Below are 26,486 nucleotides of genomic sequence, written 5' to 3'. Positions count from 1 at the left end.
GGTCTACGCCGCTTGCTTCATCTGGCTAAAAATACCCCGGGGGAGCCGCCCAACGGGCGACGGGGGCAGAGCCCCCTATTCCACGATCCCAGCCGTCTCGACGACCGCATGCAGTAGAACATCCGCCCCGGCTGCAGCCCAATCCTTGCTGATCTCCTCAGCTTCATTATGGCTCAACCCATCAACGCATGGGCACATCACCATCGCGGTTGGCGCTACTCGATTGATCCAGCAGGCGTCATGCCCTGCCCCCGAGATGATGTCCGTATGCGAATACCCTAACCGCTCAGCCGCATCGCGCACAGCCGCCACGCAACCCTCATCAAACTTCACCGGATCAAAACCGCCCACTTTCTCGAATTCGATCTGCAACCCCATCTCTTCGACGATATCTTCAGCTGCGACCCGCAGACGGTTCTCCATATCAGTGATCACGTCCAACTCGGGCGAGCGAAAATCGACCGTGAACGCTGCCTTTCCAGGGATCACATTGCGTGAGTTCGGATAGACATCGATATGCCCCGCCGCACCCACGGCATGAGGTGCATGCGACCATGCAATCTCGTCCACTTTCTCAAGAATACGCGCCATCGCCAGCCCGGCATTCTTGCGCATCGGCATCGGTGTAGACCCAGTATGCGCATCCTTGCCGGTCACGGTAACCTGGGTCCAGCTCAAACCCTGACCATGGGTTACAACGCCAATATCCTTACCTTCAGCTTCCAGAATCGGGCCCTGTTCAATGTGCAACTCAAAGAAAGCGTGCATCTTGCGCGCGCCAACCTCTTCATCGCCGCGCCAACCGATGCGGTTCAGTTCATCCCCGAACTTCTTTCCTTCGGCATCCTCACGTGCATAAGCCCAGTCCTGAGTGTGCATTCCGGCAAACACCCCCGAAGACAACATCGCCGGGGCATATCGCGTCCCTTCTTCGTTGGTCCAATTGGTGGCCACAATAGGGTGCTTGGTCTTGATGCCTAGGTCATTCAGCGTGCGAATGATCTCCAGCCCACCAAGCACGCCAAGAACGCCATCATACTTGCCACCAGTGGGCTGCGTATCCAAATGCGACCCTACATAAACCGGCAGAGCCTCGGGGTCCGCTCCCTCTCGTCGGGCAAACATATTGCCCATCTGGTCCAGCCCCATCGAGCAACCGGCATCCTCGCACCATTTCTGAAACAGCGCGCGCCCTTCGGCGTCCTCGTCCGTTAGCGTCTGACGGTTGTTGCCACCCGCGACGCCTGGGCCGATCTTGGCCATCTCCATCAGGCTGTCCCATAACCTGTCGCCATTGATCCTGAGATTCTGCGCCGGAGCTGCCATCATGTTCTTCCCTGTTGCTTGCGATTTGGCTCGCTTTTGGTGTCTTGATTTGACCATCTGGTCAAACTCACGCTATCACGGGTTCGACATCAGTCAAGAAATTGCAGTGGCCTGCCGGAATTTTCGACATAATTGACGCCCAACTGGCCGAAAAAAGGACAACAGGTGAACATGCCCAAAGACCGCGCCCCAACCCGGATTCAGCAAAAGAACCGAGCAGCGATTCTCGAGGCGGCCTTGAATGTGTTCTCAGCCCACGGTTTTCGCGGCGCAACCGTCGACCAAATTGCAGCTGAGGCGGGGCTGAGCAAGCCCAACCTGCTCTATTATTTTCCATCGAAAGAAGCGATCCATACAGCCCTGTTGTCGGGTCTGCTTGAAGTCTGGCTCGCTCCCCTGCACGCGTTGAATGAGGATGGCGACCCGCTGGAAGAAATACTGTCTTATATCCAACGCAAGCTTGAGATGAGCCGCGACCTGCCGCGCGAGAGCCGCCTCTTTGCCAATGAGCTTGTTCAGGGCGCGCCGCGCATTCATGAAGCTTTGTCCAGCGATCTCAAAAAACTGGTCGATGAAAAAACCACGATTCTGACAAGCTGGATGGCTCAGGGCAAAATTGCACGAGTCCATCCCTATCATCTGATTTTCTCGATCTGGGCACTGACACAGCATTATGCGGATTTCGATGTTCAAGTCCGGGCAATTCTTGGGGAAGAAGACCCATTCGAAGGCGCGGTTCCGTTCGTGGAAACGCTCTATCGAAAACTGCTTACACCTTAAGAGACACTTAACCCTATTGAGAAAAGCTCGGAGCATGATGACGTATCGCTCAGATCCCGAGCCTTGGATCACCCAGCTTTTCTCGTCCCGATCTGCTCGAACGGGAGCTGTTGTGCGACGCTCAGTTGCTTGGGTCGAACGGGAGGTTGGTCACGCGGCTTTTCAGGCAGAAGTGAAACGGCGCGGATACCATTTGATCCGCACCGCCAATCAATATGTCATCATCTGCCACAACGGACCCATCGACATTCTGTTCTGAGTAAATTCGTCGAATTTTCTCCGCCAAGATTTTTCGACGAAAAATCTCTGACTACTCCGCCGCTTTCGCCATGGGGTTGTTGGGGTGTGTCGTCCAATTGGCATATTCAGGATCAACGACCTTGCCTGTGCGCGGATCAACCGCTCCGGCGGCCATCGGCTCCATGGAAATACACCCCTCTATAGGGCACACATCCACGCAAAGATTGCAGGCCACGCATTCCTCGTCGATAACCTCGAACACCCGATCCGCCGACATCGAAATCGCCTGATGGCTGGTATCTTCACAGGCTGCAAAACAGCGACCGCATTTGATGCACTGATCCTGATCGATCTTCGCTTTGGCGATGTAGTTGAGGTTCAGATATTGCCAATCCGTCACATTGGGCACTGCGCGTCCGATCACTTCGTCGATATTGGCATAGCCTTTCTCATCCATCCATTCCGACAGGCCAGCCGTCAATTCATCGATGATTTTGAACCCATAGGTCATCGCTGCAGTGCAGACCTGAACATTGCCGCAACCCAGCGAGATAAACTCTGCTGCATCGCGCCAAGTGGTGACGCCGCCGATGCCTGAGATCGGTAGCCCATGCGTGGCTTTGGCCCGCGCAATCTCGGACACCATCGACAACGCGATTGGTTTCACCGCCGGTCCGCAGTAGCCACCATGGCTGCCTTTACCGTCAATCGAGGGTTCGGGGCTGAACGTGTCCAGATTGACACTGGTGATCGAGTTGATCGTATTGATCAGCGATACCGCATCCGCGCCCCCATTCTTCGCCGCCGCCGCAGGTTTGCGGATATCCGTAATGTTCGGCGTTAGCTTCACGATAACTGGGCGGTCGTAATACTGTTTGCACCAACGGGTCACCATTTCGATGTATTCCGGCACCTGCCCGACGGCAGACCCCATACCCCGCTCGCTCATCCCGTGCGGACAGCCAAAATTCAGCTCGATCCCGTCCGCACCGGTTTCAGCCACACGCGGCAGAATGGCCTTCCAAGCAGCCTCCTCACAGGGCACCATGATCGAGGCGATCAGGGCGCGATCTGGATAATCCGCCTTTACGCGGGCCATTTCCTCAAGGTTCACCTCAAGCGGTCGATCTGTGATCAGTTCGATGTTGTTGAGTCCCAACAACCGGCGGTCCGCGCCATAAATCGCGCCATAGCGTGGGCCGTTCACATTCACGACCGGAGGCCCCTCGGCCCCCAAGGTCTTCCACACTACGCCGCCCCATCCGGCCTCGAAGGCGCGGCGAACATTGTACTCCTTATCCGTCGGTGGCGCGGAGGCCAGCCAATACGGGTTCGGGCTTGATATTCCAAGAAAGTTTGATGTTAAATCAGCCATTTATCCGGCCTCCCTGATGCAGTTCTGCATCTTTGTCTTTGAGTTTCACGCGCTCAGAGCAGCGTGGATATCCATCGCGGCATCGCGACCTTCGGCTACGGCGGTCACGGTCAGGTCTTCGCCTCCTGCCGCACAGTCTCCGCCAGCCCACACACCGGCCATTGAAGTGCGTCCCGCCCCGGTCACGGCAATCTTATTGCCATCCAGCGTTAGGCCTTCCGGCGCACCGTCAAGCGTCTGACCGATGGCCTTAAGAACCTGATCGGCCGGCACACGGACAGTTTCACCCGTTCCGGTCAGTCGACCATCATGGCTCGCAGTATACTCCAATTCGATCTCTGCTGCGGCACCATTTCCGTGAATGGCCACCGGCTGAACATTGCAGAGAATCCGAACACCATGCGACGCCGCCAAATCCTGTTCGTACCGGCTGGCACCCATCGCGTCGCGACCTCGGCGATAGGCGATGGTGACGTGCTCAGCGCCTAGCAGTTTCGATTTCACTGCCGCATCTACGGCAGTCATACCACCGCCAATCACAACGACATTGCGACCCACAGGTAGATCAACCAGATCGCTGGCCTGTCGCACATCCGAGATAAAGTCGACCGCCGGGCGCACCCCGTCTTTATCGACCCCATCAGCCCGCAGTGCGTTCACCCCCGCAAGTCCGATTGACAGGAAAACAGCGTCATAGTTCTCCTGCAACCCTTCCAGAGAAATCGTCTCTCCCAGAATCGAACCGGTCTCGATCGCGATCCCGCCTATTTTAAGCAGCCAATCGACCTCGGCCTGTGCAAAATCATTGGTAGATTTATACGCCGCAATCCCGTATTCGTTCAGACCGCCTGGCTTGGGCTTGCCTTCGTGGATCACCACATCGTGCCCCTGCATCGCCAGACGATGCGCACAGGCCAGACCGGCGGGCCCTGCCCCAACTACGGCAATTGTCTTGCCGGTTGATGCGGCGCGCTCGAACGGATGCGCACCCGAGGCCATCACATCATCGGTTGCATAACGCTGCAGGCGTCCGATCTCGACCGGCTTGCCTTCGGCCGTCTCACGCACGCAAGCCTCTTCACACAAAGTTTCGGTCGGACAAACCCGGGCACACATGCCGCCCAGAATGTTCTGCTCCAGAATGGTCTGCCCTGCCGCCTGCGGTTGCCCGGCCTGAATCTGGCGAATGAACAACGGAATATCGATATCCGTAGGACAGGCCGTCACACATGGCGCGTCATAGCAGAAATAGCATCGATCGGCGGCCACAGCGGCCTCGTGCGGGGCCAGTGGCGGATGCAGATCGGTGAAATTCGAGGTCAGCTCATCGCTGGAAAGCCGCCCGGAGACGATCCCGGGTGCCATCTGGCCCTGTGCCATCACTCTACTCCCTGTAGATATGTTTGTTATGGACCCTAGCTTGCCACAATCTGATTTTTTATCAATTGGTAAAATTTGCCAAATGGTCAAAAAATGAAAAATCCGGGCGGAATGGCCCGGATTCAGTCAGAAATTGCCTATTTTGTTGGCAGCGGTGGCTCAGACCATCCCACCCAGGTGGCCGGATTTGATCCAAACACGGGCTCCGCCCTCACCTGCTACAGCAGCAAAGCGTGATCCAGGCGGCAAGCGCAACCAGTCCCAAGTGCCAAATTCTTCGCCCGCCTCGGCAAAGCCACCTTCGATAACAAAGACCTCAAACCCCTTATCGGCGTCCAATTCAATTTGTTCGCCCGCGCCCCAGGTTTGCACCTGGACATCCTCATGCACATCCTTGAACAAATCGATATCTCCGCCCCCGTTGATCGAGCGCCGAACCTCGGTGCGGTCATCGGGGTCGAACTGATGCAATTTGACCAGAATAGTCGCGCCTTCGCTGGCCGAGGGTGTATGGGAGGACGTCGGGGGATTGCGTACATAGCTGCCGACAGGGAAATCTCCGGTTTCATCCTGGAACACTCCGTCCAGCACCAGATATTCCTCACCCCCGTCATGAGTATGCGACGAAAACGCGCTGCCGGGGGCAAAGCGCACGATGGTTGTGGCACGCGCCACTTCCTCGCCAATGCGGTCCAGCATCTTGCGTTCGACGCCAGCAGCCGGTGACGCGACCCATTCGGTCTGATCAAAGTGAACGGCGACCCGCTGTGTGAAATCTGCATTGACCCGCATATGCAATCCTCCTGCGTTGCTGTCACATTAGATGGGAGCACGAGCCGGATTTGCAAACCGGTCATGTTTGGGGTTTTGACGCCCTTCACAGCTTGTTGTACTTCCGGTTGAGGCGGCGGCCGAATACCGGCCCGATCAGAAAGCGCGACACGATGCAGGCAAGCCCGGCGACATTTAACATCCTCATCATCGGGCAAAACAACCGGCTGCAATACGAGGCGCTTTTGTTCGCCGCCTCGCTGCGCCACAGCTCACCAGGGTTCAAAGGTCGGCTGTTCGTGGGGGTACCACAGCCCGGCCCTCTTTGGCCTCAGAACCCCAGCATTCAGGATGCCGAAGTTCTTGAAGCCCTGCAGCATCTGGGTGCCGAGATTCTGCCTTTTGAGTCTCATGCTTTTGGCTCGAGCTATCCCAATGGCAACAAGATCGAAGCTTTGCTGGCGATGCCAGAGGGTGAGCCCTTTGTCTTCTTCGACTCCGACACTCTGATCACCGGCGAAATTTCCGACGTCCCGTTCGATTTCAAACAGCCCGGCGCCTCACTTCGGGTCGAGGGAACATGGCCCAAACCCACGCTCTACGGCCCAGGATATGACGGTATCTGGCGCGCACTATATGACCGGTTCGGGCTGGATTTCGAAAGCTCTCTCGATCCCAGCCAGCCCGAGGGTTATTGGCGGCGCTACCTGTATTTTAACGCCGGTCATTTCTTCTACAAATGCCCCCGCCAATTTGGTGAGCGGTTTATGGGCTATGCCCGCGCCATTCGCGACGAGGAAATCCCCGAACTGACCGGGCAAGTTCTGAACCCGTGGCTGGATCAGATCGCCTTGCCGCTGGTCATCCATTCCTTCGGTGGCGGACGGGATGCCCTGCCCGAGGGCCTGCTGGATGGGTCGGTCAGCTGCCACTATCGCCTGTTCCCGATGCTCTACGCCCGCGAAAGTGATCATGTGGTCGAGGTATTGGAAACTGTCGTGGCCCCGAACAAGATCAAAAAAGTGCTCAAAGGCTATGATCCACTGAAGAAGCTGGTGATACAGCGCAAGGGTGCGAAGATCCGGGCATTGTTCGACCGAAACAACCTGCCCGCACGCGAACAGGTCATTCGCAAAACGATCAAGTCCAAGGGGCTTTGGCTACGGTGACGCGGACATTGTGCCGGGCGAGCCAATGTCCTAGAGATTCAGCAACACACATTCCAACAGGAGATTTCCTCGATGTCTGACGGACCCACCTACGGTTTTGACACGCTGCAAATTCACGCCGGGGCCCGCCCCGACCCTGCCACAGGCGCGCGCCAGACACCGATCTACCAGACCACCGCTTATGTCTTCCGCGACGCTGACCACGCCGCCGCGCTGTTCAATCTGCAGGAAGTGGGGTTCATCTATTCCCGCCTGACCAACCCGACTGTTGCGGTGCTGCAGGAACGTGTGGCGACGCTTGAGGGCGGCGTTGGCGCGGTGTGCTGTTCCTCGGGTCACGCGGCGCAGATCATGGCGCTGTTCCCGCTGATGGGACCGGGCTGCAACGTGGTGGCTTCGACCCGTCTGTACGGCGGCACGGTCACGCAGTTCAGCCAGACGATCAAACGCTTTGGCTGGTCGGCCAAGTTTGTCGACACCGATGATCTGGACGCCGTCAAGGACGCTATCGACGAAAACACCCGCGCGGTGTTCTGCGAATCCATCGCCAACCCGGGCGGTTATGTCACCGATATCCGTGCGCTGGCGGATGTGGCGGACGCAGCAGGCATTCCGCTGATCGTCGACAACACCTCGGCCACGCCCTACCTGTGCCGCCCGATTGAACACGGCGCGACTCTGGTCGTTCACTCGACCACCAAGTACCTGACCGGCAACGGCACCGTGACCGGCGGCTGCATCGTGGATTCGGGCAAGTTCGACTGGTCGGCGAATGACAAGTTCCCCTCGCTCAGCGAACCCGAATCCGCCTATCACGGCCTGAAATTCCACGAGACCTTCGGCCCGCTCGCCTTTACATTCCACGGCATCGCGATCGGTCTACGCGATCTGGGCATGACGATGAACCCTCAGGCGGCGCATTACACACTGATGGGGATAGAAACGCTATCGCTACGGATGGAGCGCCATGTCGAAAACGCGCAGAAAATAGCAGCGTGGCTCGAGGCAGACGACCGTGTGGATTACGTGACATATGCTGGCCTGCCATCCTCGCCTTATAGCGACAGGGTAAAAAAGCACTACCCGCGCGGCGCGGGCGCCCTGTTCACCTTTGCGGTCAAGGGCGGCTATGACGCCTGCGTAAAGCTGGTGAACGCGCTTGAGATCTTCAGCCACGTGGCCAACCTTGGCGACGCACGGTCGCTGATCATCCACTCGGCCTCGACCACACACCGTCAGTTGACGCCCGAGCAGCAGGAAGCTGCAGGCGCAGGCCCTGGAGTGGTGCGCGTGTCCATCGGGATCGAGGATGCAGACGATCTGATCGCTGATCTCGATCAGGCTCTGTCCAAAGCCAGCGCCTGATCCGATGACCGGGCACAACACAAATAAACTGGGTCAACCCATCGGCTTGCCGGTCGCGGGCGAGTTTCCTCGCCCCACCCCGCCTTACACACCGATGCAGGGCCGGTTCTGTTCCGTTGTGCCACTGGATGTAAACAGGCACGCGCCCGGCTTGTACCGGGCGTTTGCCAACGATACGGACGGCCACAATTGGACTTATCTGCCCTACGGCCCGTTCGACTCTGAGGCTGATTTCACCGCATGGGCGCAGTCAAACTGCGTGGATGCGGACCCGATGTTTCATACAGTGCTCGACGCGGATGAGGTACCCGTGGGGATGGCCTCATACCTTCGGGTCGAACCAGCAGCGGGTTCAATCGAGGTAGGCCATATCCACTTCTCTCCCCTGCTCCAGCGCAAACCGCAATCGACCGAGGTTATGTATCTGATGATGCGCCGTGTGTTCGATGAGCTTGGTTATCGCCGCTATGAATGGAAATGCGACGCCCTGAACGCGCCATCAAAACGCGCAGCTGAACGTTTGGGTTTCACGTTCGAGGGCGTCTTCCGGCAGGCGACACATTACAAAGGACGCAACCGGGATACGGCGTGGTTTTCGATTATCGACAGCGAGTGGCCGCGCATTCGCGCGGCATTCGAGAACTGGCTTGCGCCGGGGAATTTCGATGCATCGGGCCAGCAGCGCCAACCGCTGCAAGCCCGCGTTGGATCGTAGCTTACTCCGCGATTTCGAACTCCATCGCGATATTGACCGAAACGGAAATCTCTCCGCCTGCGACCGGCACGCCACCGGCGTCCGACATCGCCATCTCGCGCATCTGAGCCATCGGGCGAACACCTCCGCCGTGGTCGTTGATCGATAGGATGGGACCCAGCGTAACCCCGGACGCCTGCGCTAGTTGCTGCGCCTTCTCGGTCGCATCTGCCACAGCTTTGGCCCGTGCTTCAGCCTCAAGCGGTTTGGGCTCTTGCACGCCAAAGCTCAGACCGCCGAAATCATTCGCACCATCCTTGATGACCGCATCCATGATCTGGCCCAGATTATCCAGATCCCGCACGCGAACCGAAACGCGGTTGGACGCGGTGAACCCAGTGATCTTGGGTGGCTCATTGCTGGAATTGCTGCGCCCCGACCAGACCGGTGAAAGCGAAAGATCGCGCGTCTGAACATCGCGCGCCTCCAATCCCATTTCGTCCAGTCGTTTGAGGATCTGCGTCACCGCATCCGAGGTCGCCTGCATCGCTACCGATGCCTGCGCATCCTGATTGGTCACGCCCAGTGTTATCGTTGCCATATCGGGTGCAACCAGAGCCGTACCGGTCCCGCTGACCGAGATGCGACGTTCTTCCGCATGGGCGGGCAGAGTCGCGGTGGCAGCGGCCATGGCGGCCAAAAAAGCAAGTGTCTTCAAGATGATCCCTCCTTGATGCTTGCTCTCAAGATGGGTGGTCGGGCCCGTACACGGCAAGGGGGAAACGTGCCTTTTTCTTTCCCTCGGCGAGTTCCTGCTCTAATCTCGGCGGGCAGACATCTAAGCGTTTGCATAAAAGCCGACAATTATGGTTCATCGCGATTATGAAACCCGCCTTTGCGCTGTCATTTTCTGAAAACGGCATTTCCTTGCATCATCAGTCGGATGGAGACTGGTACTGCATTGGAACCGTTCCGTTAGATGCGTCGGATTTCGCGGACCAGATGCAGGCCCTTCGGGATCAGGGATTCGCGCTGGAAAATGACCTGAGTTGCAAGCTTGTGATTCCATCCGATCAGGTGCGCCGCTTGGTTGTCGACACCGATGGTTTGGACACCGATGTAGCGGCGAAAAAGGTCAAGGATACGTTGGCCGCAGCCACGCCCTATGAGCTATCAGAGCTGGCCTATGTCGCGGGCGACGTGGGGACTGAGACCCCGGTTGCCGCTGTGGCCCAGCAAACGCTGGACGAAGCCAGCGCATTTGCCACCGATCATGGCTTTATCCCCGAGGCATTCTGGGTCAGCGCAACCGGCAACGATGCTCTGGACGCGCCATTTCTGGAACTGCCGATCATTGTGGATGAGGACGCAGTGATTGCGGCCCCCAAACCCGTTGATACGCCGGACATACCGGTTCACGCCATCGCTGAAGATGCAGCCCCCCCTGCATTTGAGCCTGCTACCAAAGCACTGCCCTCGTCTGCCAAGACAGGAACGGATCTGAAACGCTTTGCAATTCCTGCGATCGCAGCGTCGGTTGTGGTTGGAATGTTGCTGGGTGTCTGGTCTTACAACAGCTCTGACCCCGAAATTGTCGAAGTGGCCGAACCGTTAGAGCCCGAGCTGCAGCCAGAGCCAGAAACTGCAACTGCAGAACCGCAGGCACAACCCGAACCTCAGGAAACCGAGATCGCAAGCCTCCCACAAGAACCTGAAGTGGCAGAGGAAGAACCGGTGCTCACCCCCACGGACGAGGCCATTCTCGAAGCACTGAAGATTGAACCGGAGCCGGTCGAAGACATCGCTGATCTGCCAGAGAGCAGAACCGAGTTTCGTGAGTTTACCGGCACCGCCCCCGTTGAACCTTCAGGCCTGGAGCCAGCGCCTGGGGCTGGCGTGGATAATCAATATCTCACATCGGTCGATCGCTCGGACCTGTCGACCGATTCCGTCGCACTACCCGAACTTGCCAGCCTCGACACAGATGCGTCTTTTGAGTCGATCTCTTTGCCAGGCCAAGCGGGGCAGCGGTTCAACCTGGATGAACGCGGACTTGTGACGCCAAGTGCCGAAGGCACGCTGAACCCGGCCGGTGTGATGGTTTATCTGGGTCGTCCCGCATCCGTGCCCCCCGAACCCCCAACCAGGTTCGAAACAGAACCCGTTGTCATAGAAGAGGTCGATGAGAGACTCGCGGCGTTTCGCCCACGGCCACGCCCGGAAAATCTGGTGGATCAATTCGAACGCCAGCAACTTGGCGGTCGATCCCGGCAAGAGCTGGCCTCGGTCCGGCCTAAGCTGCGGCCCGAGTCTCTGCAAACCCCTCCGCAGGTCGATGAAACCCCGACTGCGCTGGCTGTTGTACGGGTACCCCGTCCAAAAATCAGGCCTGCCAGCATCACGGCGCGCGCGACACGGCAACCTAGTTCTGGGAGTGCAGCGCTGGCCTCGACCGCAAATGTGGCCAGTAATGCCGATGAAGTTGGTTCGTTCCAGCCCAGAACGGTCAACCCCAAAATCCCGTCTTCCGCGTCAGTTGCGCGACAAGCAACCATCGACAACGCGATTAACCTGCGCAAGTTGAACCTAATCGGCGTGTACGGCACCCCTGCAAACCGCCGTGCTTTGGTCCGCCTGCCCAGCGGACGCTACAAAAAGCTGAAGGTGGGCGATCGCATCGACGGAGGTAATGTCATCGCTATCGGCGACAGCGAGTTGCGCTATCAGAAGCGCGGCAAGAACATCACGCTCAAGATGCCGCGCGGGTAAAGAAAAAGCGCCATGTCGGTCAGACACGGCGCTCGGTTGATTTCATTGATTCATGTTTAAGCTGCCGAGATTTCACCCGACTCAATCTGCTCGCGTTCGATCGATTCAAACAGGGCTTTGAAATTGCCCTCACCAAACCCGTCATCCCCTTTACGCTGAATGAACTCAAAGAAGATCGGGCCAATGACTGTTTTCGAAAAGATCTGCAGCAGAATCTTGGTCTCACCGCCATCAACAACGCCTTCGCCGTCGATCAGAATGCCGTGCTTCATCATCCGATGCTTGGGCTCATCATGGCCGGACACACGGTCGTAAGACATGTCATAATAGGCCTCGTTCGGACCGGGCATGAACTTCAGACCCTTCTCGGCAATGGCATCGGTCGAGGCGTAGATGTCGTCGCTGCCCACCGCGATATGCTGGATGCCTTCGCCGTTGTACTTCTTCAGGTAGGAGACGATCTGTCCGGTCTCTCCACGATCTTCATTGATCGGAATGCGGATGCGACCACAAGGTGAAGTCAGCGCGCGACTGTAAAGCCCGGTGAACTTACCTTGAATGTCGAAAAAGCGGATTTCACGGAAGTTGAACAGGTCGCCATAGAATTCGAACCACTTGTCCATGTTGCCCTTGAACACGTTGTGGGTCAGGTGATCGAGATAGTAGAACCCATCGCCGCGCGGTTTTGACTGCTCCAGCCATTCAAATTCCTCGTTGTAGGGCGAGGTGTCATAATACTGATCGATGAAGTAGATCAGCGAACCACCAATGCCCTTGATCGCCGGAACGTTCATGGTCTTGTCTGCGCCATCATAGGGCTCAGCCCCTTTGGCGATCGCGTGCTCATAAGCCTTCTGAGCATCAACAACGCGCCAGCCCATGGCAGGGGCGCAGGGGCCGTGCTCGGCCACGAATTTGGCTGCAAAACTATCAGGATCCGCGTTCAGAATGTAGGTTACATCACCCTGTTGCCAAAGCTCGACCTTGGGGGTGTTGCGGTGATAGCCGACATAGTCGAAGCCCATTCGCGCAAACAGGTCTCGCAACTCTTGCGGCTCGGGGTGTGCGAATTCAACAAACTCAAACCCGTCGGTACCGGCTGGGTTTTCTTCGCTGATGACAGATTTCGGGGCGTTATGCGGGAAAGGACCCATGGCGCGTCTCCTCGGAAAACAGGAATTTCTTTGCTGATTCAAAAATACGCCTTAATGAGTGCTGTTTCTGCGCATTGTTTTCGTATAAACTAAGTTTAGATGCGTACTTTCCGCATATTGATCGCAAATCTTGAGGAAACGCCGCACGTGCTGGATCGGATTGATATCGGAATACTCGCAGCTTTGCAGCGCGACGCGCATCTGACGTCGCAGCAATTGGGTGATGTGCTGAATCTATCCGCCAGTCAGGCGGGCCGTCGCCGACAGCGCCTTGAGGCCGAGGGTTATATCACTGGGTACACCGCACGACTGGACCCGCTGAGGCTGGGGCTACAGGTTCAGGGGTTCATTCAGGTGCATCTGGGCACTCATGGCCCCGAACAATCCGCAGGCTTCGCCCGCATGGTCAACACCCGCCCCGAGATCACCAGCGCCTGGACGATGACAGGTGAGGCAGATTACCTGCTTCATGTCTATTGTGACGACTTATCCGCACTCAATACCTTGCTTCACGAAGTGATCCTGCCGCATCCTGCAGTTGCACGGGTGCAAAGCCAGATCGTAATGGACCAATTGAAACGCGACGCGCCGCTCCCGACCTGAGCGGATTTAAGAGGACAATAATGAACGAGTTCCTTTATCAGGCATCGATCTATCTGGCAGCTGCGGTGATCGCAGTGCCGCTTTCCGCCCGTCTGGGTCTGGGATCGGTGCTGGGTTATCTGGCCGCAGGCATCGCGATTGGTCCCATTTTGGGCCTTGTCGGGGCCGAGACGGAAAGCCTGCAGCATGTGGCCGAATTCGGCGTCGTGATGATGCTGTTCCTGATCGGGCTCGAGCTTGAGCCGCGTGCCTTGTGGGATATGCGGGACAAATTGTTAGGCTTGGGCGGGCTGCAGGTCGGCCTGTCGACCGCAGCAATCGCAGCTGTGGCGTTTTATGCTGGTCATCAATGGTCGGTGGCGCTGGCGGTTGGATTAACCTTGTCACTTTCTTCCACGGCAATCGTGCTGCAGACCCTGTCCGAAAAGGGCCTGATGCAAACCAACGGAGGTCGAGCAACCTTCTCGGTCCTGCTGACGCAGGACATTGCCGTAATCCCGATCCTAGCTTTTCTGCCGCTGCTTGCCCTGCCCGCAAGTATCCATATCGAAGATGACGGCTCCATCAGCCGTGGCGTAGGCATAGCCAAAGACGCGGACTATCACGCCAAACTCTCGCTGGTCGAAGGACTGCCCGGCTGGGCCGTTACGCTTGTCACCATTGGCGCCGTCGCGTTTGTCGTATTGGCCGGCATCTACCTGACCCGCCCACTGTTCCGTTTCATCCACGCCACCCACCTGCGCGAGATGTATACGGCACTGGCGCTAATGATCGTGGTCGGCATCTCGTTCCTGATGACCCTTGTGGGCCTGTCGCCCGCTCTTGGCGCGTTTCTCGCCGGAGTGGTTCTGGCCAGTTCGGAGTTCCGACACGAAATGGAAAGCGACCTTGAGCCGTTCAAGGGGCTGTTGCTGGGCCTGTTCTTCATCACCGTGGGCGCTGGGATCGATATCGGGTATTTCTTCGCCGACCCGTTTGACCTGATCGGTTTGGCCTTGCTGGTCATACTGGCCAAGGGGATCATCCTGTTCATCGTCGGGCGCGCCTTCAAGCTGCGCGGGCGCGATCACTGGCTGTTCACGCTGGGTTTGGCCCAGGCCGGCGAATTCGGCTTTGTCTTGTTGGCGTTTTCTACGCAGCAGAACGTGATTCCACCGGGTTTGTCGCAAAAACTGTTGATGATCATTGCGCTGACCATGTTGATCACACCGCTTCTGTTTATCGTCTACGACGTACTTTCGCGCTTTCTCGGCGAGAGCAATCCGCAGGTTGAACCCGATCAGATCGACGAAAAAGGCCCTGTCATCATCGCCGGGATCGGTCGCTTTGGGCAGATCGTCAACCGGCTGGTACAGGCAAGCGGGTTTAAAACAGTTGTTCTGGACCACGATATCGAAACGATCCAGCTGATGCGACGGTTCGGTGTCAAAGGCTTCCTTGGCGACCCCACTCGCCCCGAATTGCTGCGCGCTGCTGGAATCGAAAAGGCAGCGGTCCTTGTCGCGGCCATGGATGACTACAAACAGGTCACACGTCTCGTCGGATATGCCCGCCGCCAGCGGCCCGATCTGCACATCATCGCCCGCGCCCGCGACCGCAACCATGTCTATGAACTGTATCAGGCCGGGGCCAACGACATTGTCCGCGAGATGTTCGACGGATCGCTACGCGCGGGCCGCTATGTTTTGGAGAACATTGGCCTCAGTGAATACGAGGCCGCACAGGCCGAACAGACCTTCTATCACCACGACCGGGGATCGGTGCGCGAGCTTGCAGAACTGTGGATCCCCGGCATGCCGACAGCCGAAAACAAAAAATACATCGAGCGTGCGCGGCAACTGGAAAAAGATCTGGAAACCGCGCTGCTGGAACTGGCCGAGGAACACGCCAAGAAGTCGGCTTAACCGTCCGACACACCTGCTTCAGCGAATGTCGCCATGCCGGAATGGCAAGCAACCGCGCTTTTCAAAATGTTGATCGCCAACGCCCCGCCCGAGCCCTCGCCCAAGCGCAAACCGAGGCTCAGCAACGGCTCTTTGCCCAGCTTGTCTAGCATCGCGGCATGTGCGCCCTCGGCGCTTTGGTGGCCCGCGATGGTGTGATCAAGCGCTGTTTCCGAAATCTGCGCCAGACAGGCTGCAGCTGCGGTGCAGATGAATCCATCCAGAATAACCGGTATCCGCAATACGCGCGCGGCGGCTATCGCGCCAGCCATAGCCGCAATCTCGCGTCCGCCGAGACACCTTAGAATATGAAGTCCATCGCCCTGACCATGCAGAGCGACGCCTTCCGCAACAACCCGGGTTTTGTTCGCCAGTCCGGCATCATCCACACCGGTCCCGCGCCCGGTCCAGTCGGCGGCATCCCCGCCAAATAGCGCGCAAGCGATGGCGGCAGCCGGCGTGGTATTTCCGATCCCCATCTCTCCAACAACCAGCAGATCGGCCTGCGGATCAACCGCCTGCCATCCTGTGCGCAGTGCGCTTAGAAATTCCTCTTCGCTCATCGCGGGGGTTTGGGTAAAATCTGCGGTCGGACGGTCCAGCTCCAGCGCGTGCACGTCCATCTTCGCGCCCGCAGCCTTTGCCAACTGGTTGATCGCCGCGCCGCCATGTTCGAAATTCATGACCATCTGCACCGTCACTTCGGGCGGGAACGCCGAGACACCTTGAGCAGTTACGCCATGGTTGCCAGCAAACACGATGACCTGCGGCGCATCGATCCGAGGCCGCGCATCCCCGCGCCAACCTGCATACCAGATCGCCAGATCCTCAAGCCGCCCCAACGCGCCGGGCGGTTTGGTTAGTTGACCGTTGCGCTCTTCCGCGCCCTGCTTGGCAGCGGTGTCCGGACCGGGTGCGCCGGTCAGCGCATTTCGGAAACTGTTCAGGTCATTGAGTTCGGGCAGCATGGAAAGCCTCGTTGCATCAGAGTGGTTGTGTGTGTTTAACCAATGCTGGCAAAGCAACAAGACCCGGAAAGGCCTGGGAGTGACCAAAAACGACACCGCCCCGTTTTCCCTGTGGGATATCCCGCTGGCTCTGGTCCTTTTGACGCGCCTGCCCCTACCGCGCCTGCCCGATCAAGCGTTCACCCGCCAGTCGCGTGCGGCTTGGGCCTATCCCCTTGCCGGGCTTGTTGTGGGGGCGCTGGCTTGCGGCGTCGCCTGGATTGCAATCTGGGCGCAGCTGCCAACCCTTGCCACCGCCGCCCTGCTGGTCGCCACGTTGATCATCGCAACCGGAGCGATGCACGAAGACGGGCTAGCCGATACGGCCGACGGGCTTTGGGGCGGCTTCACAACCGAACGTCGACTGGAGATCATGAAGGACAGCCATATCGGCACTTACGGCGTACTGGCCCTGTTGCTGGGCCAACTGCTTCGAATTGCTGCTGTTATGGCACTGATCGGTGCGGGTCTGTTGACGGGCATATTGGCCGCCTGCCTGTTCTCACGCGCCATGATGCCCGTGCTGATGCGCGCGCTACCCAACGCTCGCAAATCGGGGCTGAGCCATTCGGTTGGTGCGCCCCCCTTGTCTGCGGTGCTGGCCGGTATCGTGCTGGCTATCGTCCTGTCGCTATTGCTGCTGGGTGGATCAGCCATCACGCCGATGCTCTGCGCCCTGCTTGCAGCGGCTTTTGTCGCTCGCATCGCCAAGACCAAGATCGGTGGCCAAACCGGTGATATTCTGGGGGCCACGCAGCAGACCTCGGAAATCACCTTCCTCCTGGCGCTGACAGCCTCAATCTAAGACGCCCCACCGGTTTCAATGCGCAGCGTCGCGCCACAGTGTTTGCAATGCACAGCATCCGGATCGTGCCGGAACAGGCCGCAGCTTGGGCATTTGTAGCGCACTTTCTGCGGCATGAAGATTGCCTGCGCCAGACGGACAAACAACGCCACGCCAACAACCATGATGAAAACGGAAAACAGCTTTCCCGCTGGTGTGCCCAGCGTGATATCTCCGAACCCCGTTGTCGTCAGGGTCGCCATAGTGAAATAAAGCGCGTCGATATAGGGGGTCTGCGCATCTTCGGGGACGAAAAAGACCAGTACTGCAGTCGAGGTTGCAAAAACAAAGACCATCAGATTGATCGCCGCAATCACCGCGTCCTCGTGGGTTCGAAAGAAAGGACTATCTCGGCGCAAATCCCGCAGCAGATGATAGGAATGGATCAGCCGCAACGCGCGCAATATCCGAAGGAACGCGAGATTGCCGGTCAGGAACGGGTCAAGCAGCAGCGACACGATCACAACGATGTCTGCCATCGTGTAAATCTGGCGCAGCAGTTTCCAGCGGTCTTTGGAAATCCACATCCGCGCGGAGAAATCCATTAGGATGATCAGCCCGACACCCAAACTTGCCGCCGTCAGCCCAGGCCCGTGCGGGATATTCGCCGTGGAGACAAAAAAGATGATCGAGGCGATATCGAACAGGATCAGCCCATAGCGAAACCAGACCGAGATCGGCTCGTGGCTGATGTAGAGAAACTTGACAGTTTGCTTCATCATGTCCCCGTATCTTCCTGCAGTTACAGAAAAATACCCGACACACACCACAAGACCAAGCGCCTAGTCACGAAAAAGGGCCGCCCCGGATATCAGGACGACCCTTAAATTGGCTTGAACGCGATCAGGCTGCGCGTGAGGTCAGAACCTCATCGACCTGTTTGGCAGCCGAAATCTCATCGGCGCCAGAAACTGCGGCCACTTCGCGTGTCAGACGTTCCAGCGCGGCTTCGTACAGCTGACGCTCGGAATAACTCTGCTCGCGCTGGTCGTCGGTGCGGTGCAGGTCGCGGACCACTTCGGCGATCGAGATCAAGTCGCCCGAGTTGATCTTTTGCTCGTATTCCTGCGCCCGGCGCGACCACATGGCACGCTTGACCTTGGCTTTGCCCTTCAGCGTCTTCATTGCCTGGCTGATCACATCCGGTGAGCTGAGCGACCGAAGACCGGATTCGGTGACCTTGTTGGTTGGCACCCGCAGGGTCATCTTGTCTTTTTCAAAAGAAATCACGAACAGCTCAAGCGAGAAGCCTGCAACTTCCTGCTCTTCGATTGACACGATCTGACCTACGCCATGAGCCGGGTAGACGACATAATCGTTCGGGCGGAACTCAAGCTTTTTCGATTTCGACATTCATATTCATCCTTCATTTCTGATCGGGATATGAGACGACAAAAGCGCCACAGCCGAGGCCCTGCATGGCCCCGTCAGGCGGCTTATTTGTCATAAATTCAGAACTCCAAAGCGAGCATACTTACGGAGCACATCCCAATCACAGTCATCATTCGGTCCCTAGTATATCACAAATTTGCGACACTCAAAAGACCGCGCCAAGGTAAATGGGAAATTCCCTTTCTACCTCAACTAATTAATGCACAGATTGATGCCAAATGAACGGTAACCGGCTGCCGAATCGGTCAACCGCCCTCGCCTGGGGCTTCCGAGAAATATTTCTCCATCTTGCCTTCTTCGCCGTCGCGTTCCTCGGCCTCGGGCAAGGGGTCTTTTTTGGTCACGATCACCGGCCACATTTCCGAGTATTTCCGGTTGAACTCGACCCACTGCTCCATCCCCGGCTCGGTGTCGGGGCGGATGGCGTCGGCGGGGCATTCGGGCTCGCAGACACCGCAGTCAATGCATTCGTCGGGGTGAATGACCAATGTGTTTTCACCTTCGTAGAAACAATCCACCGGACAAACCTCGACACAGTCGGTGTATTTGCAGCCAATGCAGTTTTCGGTGACAACGTAGGTCATGTTGGATTTCCCGTTTGCGCTTTGGCGACTAGCTAATCCAGTCTGACCGCCGCTTCAAGGTCAGATCACCCCTTTGGGATGCGAGAAAGATCAAGCGCGCGTCTTTCTTTCTTGGTTGGACGACCTTTTCCCTCAAACGCAGGATTCTTGGGCGATACGTCCTGCTTTTCGGTCATATCAAAGTACAAAGCTTGCGCCTCGGGGGCTGGGCCGCGACGCACGCCAAGCGCTTCGATACGTACAACCCGAACAATACGCCCCTGCGGAAAGGTCAGGACATCTCCGGGTGCCACGGCTTGCGCCGGTTTCAGTACCCGATTTCCGTTCAGACGCACATGGCCGCCGCTGACCTGTTTGGCGGCCAGGCTACGGGTCTTGAAGAACCGCGCCTGCCACAACCATTTGTCGATCCGCAGCTTGGCCTCGGCCATCGCGGATCAGTTGCCATCCTTCAGACCCATCAACGCTGCCGCAAATGGGTTATCGGGATCGATTGCCTTTTCCTTTTTGGGTGGCCGTGACGAGAAGGTCTTGGCGCCCTGAGGCTTGCCCCCCTTCTTGCTATGCGGCTTGCCCTGAGGTTTACCACGCGGCTTGCCCTTGCCCTGCCCCTGCTCGCGACGCGGACCACGGTTTTGCTGACGTTGGCGCCCCCAAGTGAAGGTGTAGAACACCTCAATTTCGGGCTCATCCGATTTGGACTCTGCTGATTTCTCAGTGGCCGTAGCCTCTGCTGCCGCCTCGGTGCTTTCGGAGGCTTCGGCTGCCGTCTCGGCGGTTATACCGACGTCATCCGCTTCGGCATTTGCGGTCGGTGTCTCATCGACGACGGGTTGTTCCTCAGCTTCCGCCACAGGCTGCTCCGTGGGGACCGGTTTGGCCTTCTCACGTTCGCCGCGTTCGGCCTTGTAACCCAGTCCCTGCATCAGGTCTGCAAACTGTTCCAAGGTCATGCCGGTAATCGACAACATGTCGGGTTTGGCTTCGAACCCACCGCGGCTATCCTCGGACCGCAGCATGTCGGCCAGCCGTTCCAGCATATCGATCCGGATTGAGCGTTCGCCCGCATCGCGGTAGCCGCACATGGTGTCATAGCCCTGCGGCGCGCCCTTGGCGACCGGAACGGTAACCAGACCCGGAGGTGGTGCTTCGGGGAACTCCTGCAAGCCACCGGACAATGCCCAAAGTACCAGACGCAGGCGCGTTGGCGCGGGTTTCAGCAGCAGCGGCATGAAGATGGTGAATTGACCGAACCGGATGCCATGTTTACGCAGTGCACCACGGGCATCCTGATCCAGATCCTTGACCTCTTGCGCGACCTGCGCGCGCGGCAGAACGCCCAGCGCCTCGACCATGCGGAAGGCAAAACCTTTGGCCAGACCGCTCAGCTCCTCATCCCGCGACAGGTTCAGCAGCGGCTCGAACAGGGCTGCCACTTTGCGGTCGATGAAATGCTGCAGGCGGCGCTGAACCTTCTGTTCCACGTCCGGCCCGGCGGCCTCATCGACAAAAACCTCGACCACAGGCTTGAGAGGCTCGGCACCGGCAACAAGTTTGCCCACGGCATACTCGCCCCACATCAGGCCACCCTGATCGGTGAAATCAATTTCGGTATCGGGCGCATTGTAGAAGCGATCGGCACGCAGATGGAATTGCGGCGCGAGTGCTTGCAGAGAGGCTGACTTCAAGGCTTTCGCTTCAGTCCCCTGCGCGCTTTTGTCCGGGGTAAACCGGAACCCTTCCAGACGACCGACGAATTCGCCTTCGACGGTCACTTCACCCTTATCATTTACTTCGGCCAAAAGGGCCTCCTTCTGTTTGAGCCGGCGCAGCAACACTGACGTGCGCCGGTCCACAAATCGCTGAGTCAAACGGTCGTGAAGAGCGTCCGACAGCCTGTCTTCTACAGTGCGCGTTTCCTCGCGCCAATGGGATTCGTCACGCACCCAACCGTTTCGTTGCGCAACATATGTCCAAGTGCGAATATATGCCAACCTTTTGGACAATGCATCAATGTCGCCATGGGTTTGGTCGATACGGCGGATTTGCCGCGCCATGAAATCATCGGGGATACTTCCGCGCTCATGCAGATGGCCATAGATCACCTCAAGCAGGCTGGCATGTTCGGCATGGCTGATGCCGCGAAAATCGGGGATTCTGCACACATCCCATAGCAAACGGATCGACGGTCCATCGCTGGCACGGGCAACAACTTCGGTGACTTGGGACAGAGATTTCAGGACGTTCAGATCGTCAGCTGGCCGCGCTTTGATCAGGTGCTCATTGTCTGGGCTGACCTCAAGCGAGTCGATTAGTGCGTCGATTGAGCCGAACCGTAAAGCGGCATTCCGCCAATTCAACTTTTTCATAGGCGTGAACCGGCTGTCCATAATGGCTTGGGCTACGCCCTCATCCAGCGGCGGAGCCTCTCCCGTCACACCAAACGTGCCATCCGACATTCCGCGCCCGGCCCGTCCTGCGATCTGGGCCAACTCGTTGGGGGCCAGAGGCCGCATTCGGCGGCCATCAAACTTGGTCAGAGATGAGAACGCCACATGGTTCACATCCAGGTTCAACCCCATACCGATGGCATCCGTAGCCACCAGATAATCAACCTCACCGTTCTGATAGAGGTCAACCTGCGCATTCCGCGTGCGAGGGCTGAGCGCCCCCATGACGACCGCCGCCCCGCCCTTTTGGCGACGAAGCAGCTCGGCGATGGCATAGACATTATCGACCGAGAATCCGACGATCGCACTGCGCGCAGGCATTCGGCTGATCTTTTTCGTACCGGAATAGACCAGCTGAGACATCCGTTCACGCCGGATGAACTGCGCTTCTGGCACAAGGGCCGCGATGGGGCCGCGCATGGTGTCAGAGCCGAGGAATAGCGTTTCATTGGTGCCGCGCGACCGCAACAGGCGGTCAGTAAAGACATGGCCGCGTTCGGGGTCCACGCAAAGCTGAATTTCGTCAATCGCCACAAAATCAGTGCCCATGCCTTCTGGCATCGCCTCAACTGTACAGACCCAGTATTGGGTGCGCGGCGGTACGATCCGTTCCTCGCCTGTCACCAGCGCCACCACAGACGGACCGCGAATAGCGACAATCTTGTCATAGACTTCGCGCGCGAGCAGCCGCAGCGGCAGACCGATGACACCGGTCCGGTACCCCAGCATACGTTCAATCGCGTAGTGAGTTTTACCTGTGTTCGTCGGGCCAAGTACGGCCACTACCCGGGATGACCCGCTCACCTTTGCCCCCTGCGCCCTGAGACTTACAGCGCCTTGCCTTCAACCTGAGGCTTCAGCCGATTCACGGCATTGGTTACTTCTTCATGATGGGGATGTATAGACAGCGCACGTGAATAGGCCTCAAGTGCTTGTTCTGGCTTACCCACGATCTCAAAGATGAGGCCAAGGCCGTAGATAGCGTCGTAGTTGTTCGGATTCAGCGTCAATGCCTGTTCAAGATCCGCCGCAGCCATGCCAAACTTGTCAATGCCGAAGAAAACCGAAGCGCGCACATGCCAACCCTCGGCAAATTCGGGTGCGTGATCGGTAAGCGCCGTCAAATGATCAAGCGCGGCCTCGACATCCCCGTCATCCAGCGCTTCGCGTCCGCGTTCCAACAGCAAATCCGCCGAAGCCGAACCTGATTGTGACCACAGCGCCTGCAATTGCCGATCCAATCCGATGGCCTGTTCGGGCGTCGATTGCGCCAGTTGCTGCAACAGTGATGCCTCGTCCCGCGAATCCGCCTGCTGCGCGATGCAACTGGTGGAAAACGTGACTATGACGGCAAGTGCCGCGACGGTACGTTTGAGATTGGTGATTGCAATACCCATAACAATGGTCAGTGTAGCGTAGCGACCGGGGATGTCCATTCACGGCGCATGAACAATATGAGGAAGACCATGAGCGATATTCTGGAAAAAGCCGCGGCGGCATTGAATGAGAAACTGTCGGGCGGCGATTTCGATGCGTCAGCCAAATTTGCCATTGCCGATCTGGGTTCTATCATTCTGGATGCAAGCGGTGCGCGGGTAAGCGACGAAGATGCTGATGTGACCCTCAGCGCCGATGCGGACACCTTTGAACAGATCCTCAGCGGTGACCTGAACCCAACCGGTGCGTTCATGTCCGGCAAGCTGAGCGTTGACGGAGACATGGGTATTGCCATGAAACTCGCCTCGGTGCTGGCCTGATGGAGTTTTCGCCGGCCCCCTTATTCGAAGACGTGGCCGGCGGCCCTGCCGATGGTGCGGCGCATTGGCTGATCACCGAAGATGGCAAACGTATCCGCGTGGCACATTGGCTGCCCGACGGCGATGCGCACGGCACGGTGATGCTTTTCCCCGGTCGCACGGAATACATCGAAAAATATGGTGATACCGCCAAGGAATTTGTGAACCGGGGCTTTGCAAGTCTCGCGGTCGATTGGCGCGGGCAAGGGCTTGCAGATCGCCTGCTGGATGATCCGCGGATCGGTCATGTCGAACAATTCACCGATTACCAGCACGACGTTCGCTCAATACTGAAACTGGCCGAACAACTGGAGTTGCCCAAGCCCTGGTACGTCATAGGCCATTCCATGGGCGGAGCTATCGGGCTTCGCGCCGTTTTGGAGGGGGCTGATTTTGCGGCCTGCGCCTTTACGGGCCCGATGTGGGGGATTTTCTTTACACCAATCATGAAGCCACTCAGCCAGCTAACTGCCTATTGGGGGCCACGCTTGGGCTTGGGCGAGAAAACCCCGCCCACCACCACGCTAGAGAGCTATGTGGCCTCACAGCCCTTCGAAGGAAACGTGCTGACACGCGATCCGGCGATGTACCGAATGATGCAGGATCAGTTGGCCGCACACCCTGAACTTGCTTTGGGCGCACCGTCTACCATCTGGCTGCGCGAGGCGCTGGATGAATGCACCTGGCTGGTGGAACAGGCCGCGCCCGAGATCCCTGCCCTGACCTTCTTGGGTAGCCATGAACAGATCGTGGACCGCAAGGCCATTCGGGCACGTATGGCCAACTGGCCTAGCGGTACTCTGGTCGAGATTCCCAACGGCGAACACGAAGTTCTGATGGAGGCACCCGAGGTGCGCGGGCCGGTCTTTGATCAACTTGCTGCACATTTCGCGGCAGCCGCAGCGAAACCAAAACCCGAGCCCTGTCATTAAGGTTTGACCAGACAGCTTGCTTGTGATCCGGACACGCCGCGCCTAAATGTTTGCCAACGCAGTTTATTCGAGGTGTTCCATGCGCGACCTTCCCTTTCCCGTCCGTGATGCAAATGCAGGCGGCGGTGCCGATGATCTGGGCAATTTGCCGGAATGGGATCTGACGGACCTCTATGCCTCGGAAGATGCACCCGAACTGGCCCGCGATCTGGACTGGTTGGAGGGCGAATGTGCGTCCTTTGCCGCAGATTATGAGGGTAAGCTGGCCGAATTGGACGCAGCTGGACTACTGACCTGCGTGCTGCGCAACGAAAAGATCAACGCCATCGCCGGGCGGATCATGTCCTTTGCCGGATTGCGCTATTACCAACTGACCACCGACGCGGATCGCGCCAAGTTCCTGTCTGACATGCAGGAGAAGATCACCGTCTTCACCACGCCTCTGGTGTTCTTCACGCTGGAACTGAATCGCATCGACGATGACGCGCTGGCTGCTCATTTTGCCGCCAATGCCGATCTGGCGCGATACGAGCCCGTGTTCCGTCGCATTCGCGCGATGAAACCCTATCAACTGTCTGATGAGTTGGAAAAATTCCTGCACGACCTCGGCGTTGTCGGCGACGCGTGGGAACGCCTATTCGACGAAACAATCGCGGGCCTGACCTTCACCGTCGATGGTGAAGAGCTGAACATCGAAGGTACGCTGAACCTGCTGACCGAGCAGGATCGCGCCAAGCGTGAAGCCGCAGCGCGCGAACTCGCCAACGTTTTCCAAAGCAACATCAAAACCTTCGCGCGCGTTCATAACACGCAGGCCAAAGAAAAAGAGATCGTTGATCGCTGGCGCAAAATGCCATCTGCCCAGACCGGTCGTCACCTGTCGAACGATGTCGAGCCCGAAGTGGTCGAAGCCCTGCGCGAGGCGGTTGTGGCCGCCTACCCCAAGCTAAGCCATCGTTACTACGAACTGAAACGCAAATGGCTTGGTCTGGACGTGATGCAAGTGTGGGACCGTAATGCTCCGTTGCCGATGGAGGACACCCGCATCGTCGATTGGTCCGAGGCCGAGAAGACGGTGATGGACGCCTATAACGCGTTTGATCCTCGGATGGGTGAGATCGCAGCTCCCTTCTTCTCGAAGGGTTGGATCGATGCGGCCGTGAAGCCCGGCAAAGCGCCTGGCGCCTTTGCGCATCCCACCGTGACCGAAGTTCATCCCTACGTGATGCTCAACTATCTGGGCAAACCGCGCGATGTGATGACCTTGGCGCATGAATTGGGCCACGGGGTGCATCAGGTATTGGCCGCCGATCAGGGCGAGATGCTTTCATCGACCCCGCTGACCTTGGCCGAAACTGCTTCGGTCTTTGGTGAAATGCTGACCTTCCGCAAAATGCTGGATCAGGCCGAGACAGCGGAGCAGCGCAAGGTGCTTCTGGCCGGTAAGGTCGAGGACATGATCAACACAGTCGTTCGCCAGATCGCCTTCTACGACTTCGAATGCAAACTGCACGCCGCCCGTCGTGAGGGCGAGCTGACACCAGACGACATCAACGCCCTTTGGATGAGCGTTCAGGCTGAAAGCCTTGGCCCCGCATTCGAATTCATGGACGGGTACGAGACCTTCTGGGCCTATATCCCGCACTTCGTCCACTCACCGTTCTACGTCTATGCCTATGCGTTTGGCGACGGCTTGGTGAACGCGCTCTATTCGGTTTACGAAAGCGGTGCGGACGGGTTCGAGGAAAAGTATTTCGAGATGCTGCGCGCCGGTGGCTCCAAGCACCATAAAGAGCTTCTGGCCCCGTTCGGACTGGACGCCAGCGACCCTGAGTTCTGGGACAAAGGCCTGTCGATGATCTCGGGATTTATTGACGAACTGGAAGCGATGGAAAGCTAAAGTTGAAAGGCA

Annotated in this window: 25 protein-coding genes; 12 read left to right on the top strand and 13 right to left on the bottom strand. The window is 57.9% G+C overall.

Features of this window, described 5'->3' with window-relative positions:
- Positions 1-75: 75 nt before the first annotated feature.
- A complete protein-coding gene (locus ACR0L9_RS16370) occupies positions 76-1,326 on the bottom strand; it encodes a Zn-dependent hydrolase (RefSeq protein WP_223118282.1) in 1,251 nt (416 codons plus the stop codon).
- 171 nt (positions 1,327-1,497) lie between these two features.
- Here ACR0L9_RS16370 and ACR0L9_RS16365 point away from each other — a divergent pair, with 171 nt between their 5' ends.
- Complete coding sequence (locus tag ACR0L9_RS16365) at positions 1,498-2,106, top strand: TetR family transcriptional regulator C-terminal domain-containing protein (protein WP_170393378.1); 609 nt, start codon at positions 1,498-1,500, stop codon at positions 2,104-2,106.
- A gap of 37 nt (positions 2,107-2,143) precedes the next feature.
- Positions 2,144-2,365, top strand: a complete 222-nt coding sequence (locus ACR0L9_RS16360; protein WP_480704565.1) for an N-(5'-phosphoribosyl)anthranilate isomerase — start codon at positions 2,144-2,146, stop codon at positions 2,363-2,365.
- Between the two features lie 51 nt (positions 2,366-2,416).
- Here the strand turns inward: ACR0L9_RS16360 and preA are convergent, their stop codons facing one another.
- From preA to ACR0L9_RS16345, 3 genes are all read right to left on the bottom strand, one after another.
- Entirely contained in the window at positions 2,417-3,721 is a 1,305-nt protein-coding gene (gene preA / locus ACR0L9_RS16355) for an NAD-dependent dihydropyrimidine dehydrogenase subunit PreA (RefSeq protein WP_480896123.1), read from the bottom strand.
- Between the two features lie 45 nt (positions 3,722-3,766).
- A complete protein-coding gene (locus ACR0L9_RS16350) occupies positions 3,767-5,101 on the bottom strand; it encodes an NAD(P)-dependent oxidoreductase (RefSeq protein ID WP_170626035.1) in 1,335 nt (444 codons plus the stop codon).
- A 159-nt stretch (positions 5,102-5,260) separates the two neighbouring features.
- The gene (locus tag ACR0L9_RS16345) at positions 5,261-5,893 is read right to left on the bottom strand and encodes a cupin domain-containing protein (RefSeq protein ID WP_480896121.1); all 633 of its coding nucleotides are present in this window, start codon (positions 5,891-5,893) and stop codon (positions 5,261-5,263) included.
- A 152-nt stretch (positions 5,894-6,045) separates the two neighbouring features.
- Here ACR0L9_RS16345 and ACR0L9_RS16340 point away from each other — a divergent pair, with 152 nt between their 5' ends.
- From ACR0L9_RS16340 to ACR0L9_RS16330, 3 genes are all read left to right on the top strand, one after another.
- Entirely contained in the window at positions 6,046-7,041 is a 996-nt protein-coding gene (locus ACR0L9_RS16340; RefSeq protein WP_480896119.1) for a hypothetical protein, read from the top strand.
- A gap of 72 nt (positions 7,042-7,113) precedes the next feature.
- Entirely contained in the window at positions 7,114-8,406 is a 1,293-nt protein-coding gene (locus ACR0L9_RS16335; protein WP_170393386.1) for an O-acetylhomoserine aminocarboxypropyltransferase/cysteine synthase family protein, read from the top strand.
- 4 nt (positions 8,407-8,410) lie between these two features.
- On the top strand, positions 8,411-9,121 hold the full coding sequence (locus ACR0L9_RS16330; protein WP_480896118.1) for a GNAT family N-acetyltransferase: 711 nt from the start codon (positions 8,411-8,413) through the stop codon (positions 9,119-9,121).
- A gap of 1 nt (position 9,122) precedes the next feature.
- Here ACR0L9_RS16330 and ACR0L9_RS16325 read toward each other — a convergent pair whose 3' ends face one another.
- Positions 9,123-9,818, bottom strand: coding sequence for an SIMPL domain-containing protein (locus ACR0L9_RS16325; RefSeq protein WP_170405107.1), 696 nt, complete (start codon positions 9,816-9,818; stop codon positions 9,123-9,125).
- Positions 9,819-9,982: 164 nt separating this feature from the next.
- On the opposite strand from ACR0L9_RS16325, the gene ACR0L9_RS16320 reads away from it, so the two are divergent.
- Positions 9,983-11,869 carry a hypothetical protein gene (locus tag ACR0L9_RS16320; protein WP_480896117.1) on the top strand — a complete coding sequence of 629 codons (1,887 nt, stop codon included), beginning with the start codon at positions 9,983-9,985 and terminating at the stop codon, positions 11,867-11,869.
- 56 nt (positions 11,870-11,925) lie between these two features.
- Here ACR0L9_RS16320 and hppD read toward each other — a convergent pair whose 3' ends face one another.
- Entirely contained in the window at positions 11,926-13,023 is a 1,098-nt protein-coding gene (hppD, locus tag ACR0L9_RS16315) for a 4-hydroxyphenylpyruvate dioxygenase (protein WP_480584764.1), read from the bottom strand.
- Positions 13,024-13,122: 99 nt separating this feature from the next.
- Here hppD and ACR0L9_RS16310 point away from each other — a divergent pair, with 99 nt between their 5' ends.
- Positions 13,123-13,626, top strand: a complete 504-nt coding sequence (locus ACR0L9_RS16310) for an Lrp/AsnC family transcriptional regulator (RefSeq protein WP_370644441.1) — start codon at positions 13,123-13,125, stop codon at positions 13,624-13,626.
- 20 nt (positions 13,627-13,646) lie between these two features.
- Complete coding sequence (locus ACR0L9_RS16305; protein WP_170393396.1) at positions 13,647-15,530, top strand: monovalent cation:proton antiporter-2 (CPA2) family protein; 1,884 nt, start codon at positions 13,647-13,649, stop codon at positions 15,528-15,530.
- Here ACR0L9_RS16305 and cobT read toward each other — a convergent pair.
- Positions 15,527-16,537, bottom strand: a complete 1,011-nt coding sequence (cobT, locus tag ACR0L9_RS16300; protein ID WP_480896115.1) for a nicotinate-nucleotide--dimethylbenzimidazole phosphoribosyltransferase — start codon at positions 16,535-16,537, stop codon at positions 15,527-15,529. The genes ACR0L9_RS16305 and cobT overlap by 4 nt on opposite strands.
- Positions 16,538-16,616: 79 nt before the next feature.
- Between cobT and cobS the strand changes: the two genes are divergently transcribed.
- On the top strand, positions 16,617-17,381 hold the full coding sequence (gene cobS, locus ACR0L9_RS16295) for an adenosylcobinamide-GDP ribazoletransferase (RefSeq protein ID WP_480896114.1): 765 nt from the start codon (positions 16,617-16,619) through the stop codon (positions 17,379-17,381).
- Here the strand turns inward: cobS and ACR0L9_RS16290 are convergent.
- From ACR0L9_RS16290 to ACR0L9_RS16265, 6 genes are all read right to left on the bottom strand, one after another.
- Positions 17,378-18,139: an ion channel gene (locus ACR0L9_RS16290; RefSeq protein WP_170393718.1), complete on the bottom strand. Its 762-nt coding sequence runs from the start codon at positions 18,137-18,139 to the stop codon at positions 17,378-17,380. The two genes, cobS and ACR0L9_RS16290, sit on opposite strands and share 4 nt — an antisense overlap.
- 124 nt (positions 18,140-18,263) lie before the next feature.
- Positions 18,264-18,773 (bottom strand): CarD family transcriptional regulator, encoded by a 510-nt coding sequence (locus ACR0L9_RS16285; RefSeq protein WP_010439402.1) that lies wholly within the window; start codon positions 18,771-18,773, stop codon positions 18,264-18,266.
- Between the two features lie 284 nt (positions 18,774-19,057).
- Positions 19,058-19,396 (bottom strand): ferredoxin FdxA, encoded by a 339-nt coding sequence (gene fdxA / locus ACR0L9_RS16280; protein ID WP_010439399.1) that lies wholly within the window; start codon positions 19,394-19,396, stop codon positions 19,058-19,060.
- A 65-nt stretch (positions 19,397-19,461) separates the two neighbouring features.
- Positions 19,462-19,827, bottom strand: a complete 366-nt coding sequence (locus tag ACR0L9_RS16275) for an RNA-binding S4 domain-containing protein (RefSeq protein WP_170393403.1) — start codon at positions 19,825-19,827, stop codon at positions 19,462-19,464.
- Between the two features lie 6 nt (positions 19,828-19,833).
- Positions 19,834-22,650 (bottom strand): helicase-related protein, encoded by a 2,817-nt coding sequence (locus ACR0L9_RS16270; protein WP_480896112.1) that lies wholly within the window; start codon positions 22,648-22,650, stop codon positions 19,834-19,836.
- 23 nt (positions 22,651-22,673) lie between these two features.
- Entirely contained in the window at positions 22,674-23,282 is a 609-nt protein-coding gene (locus ACR0L9_RS16265; RefSeq protein ID WP_480896111.1) for a tetratricopeptide repeat protein, read from the bottom strand.
- Between the two features lie 30 nt (positions 23,283-23,312).
- On the opposite strand from ACR0L9_RS16265, the gene ACR0L9_RS16260 reads away from it, so the two are divergent.
- The 3 genes from ACR0L9_RS16260 to ACR0L9_RS16250 all read left to right on the top strand — a co-directional run bounded on the left by ACR0L9_RS16260 (position 23,313) and on the right by ACR0L9_RS16250 (position 26,474).
- Complete coding sequence (locus ACR0L9_RS16260; RefSeq protein WP_170393409.1) at positions 23,313-23,603, top strand: SCP2 sterol-binding domain-containing protein; 291 nt, start codon at positions 23,313-23,315, stop codon at positions 23,601-23,603.
- On the top strand, positions 23,603-24,574 hold the full coding sequence (locus ACR0L9_RS16255; protein ID WP_170405086.1) for an alpha/beta hydrolase: 972 nt from the start codon (positions 23,603-23,605) through the stop codon (positions 24,572-24,574). The genes ACR0L9_RS16260 and ACR0L9_RS16255 overlap by 1 nt, the downstream gene beginning before the upstream one ends.
- Positions 24,575-24,653: 79 nt before the next feature.
- A complete protein-coding gene (locus ACR0L9_RS16250) occupies positions 24,654-26,474 on the top strand; it encodes a M3 family oligoendopeptidase (protein ID WP_480896110.1) in 1,821 nt (606 codons plus the stop codon).
- Positions 26,475-26,486 lie beyond the last annotated feature (12 nt).

The sequence above is a fragment of the Ruegeria sp. I3 genome (assembly GCF_056532525.1).
Note: the sequence above shows the minus strand (reverse complement) of the source record. Positions and strands in the feature narration are given on the sequence as shown.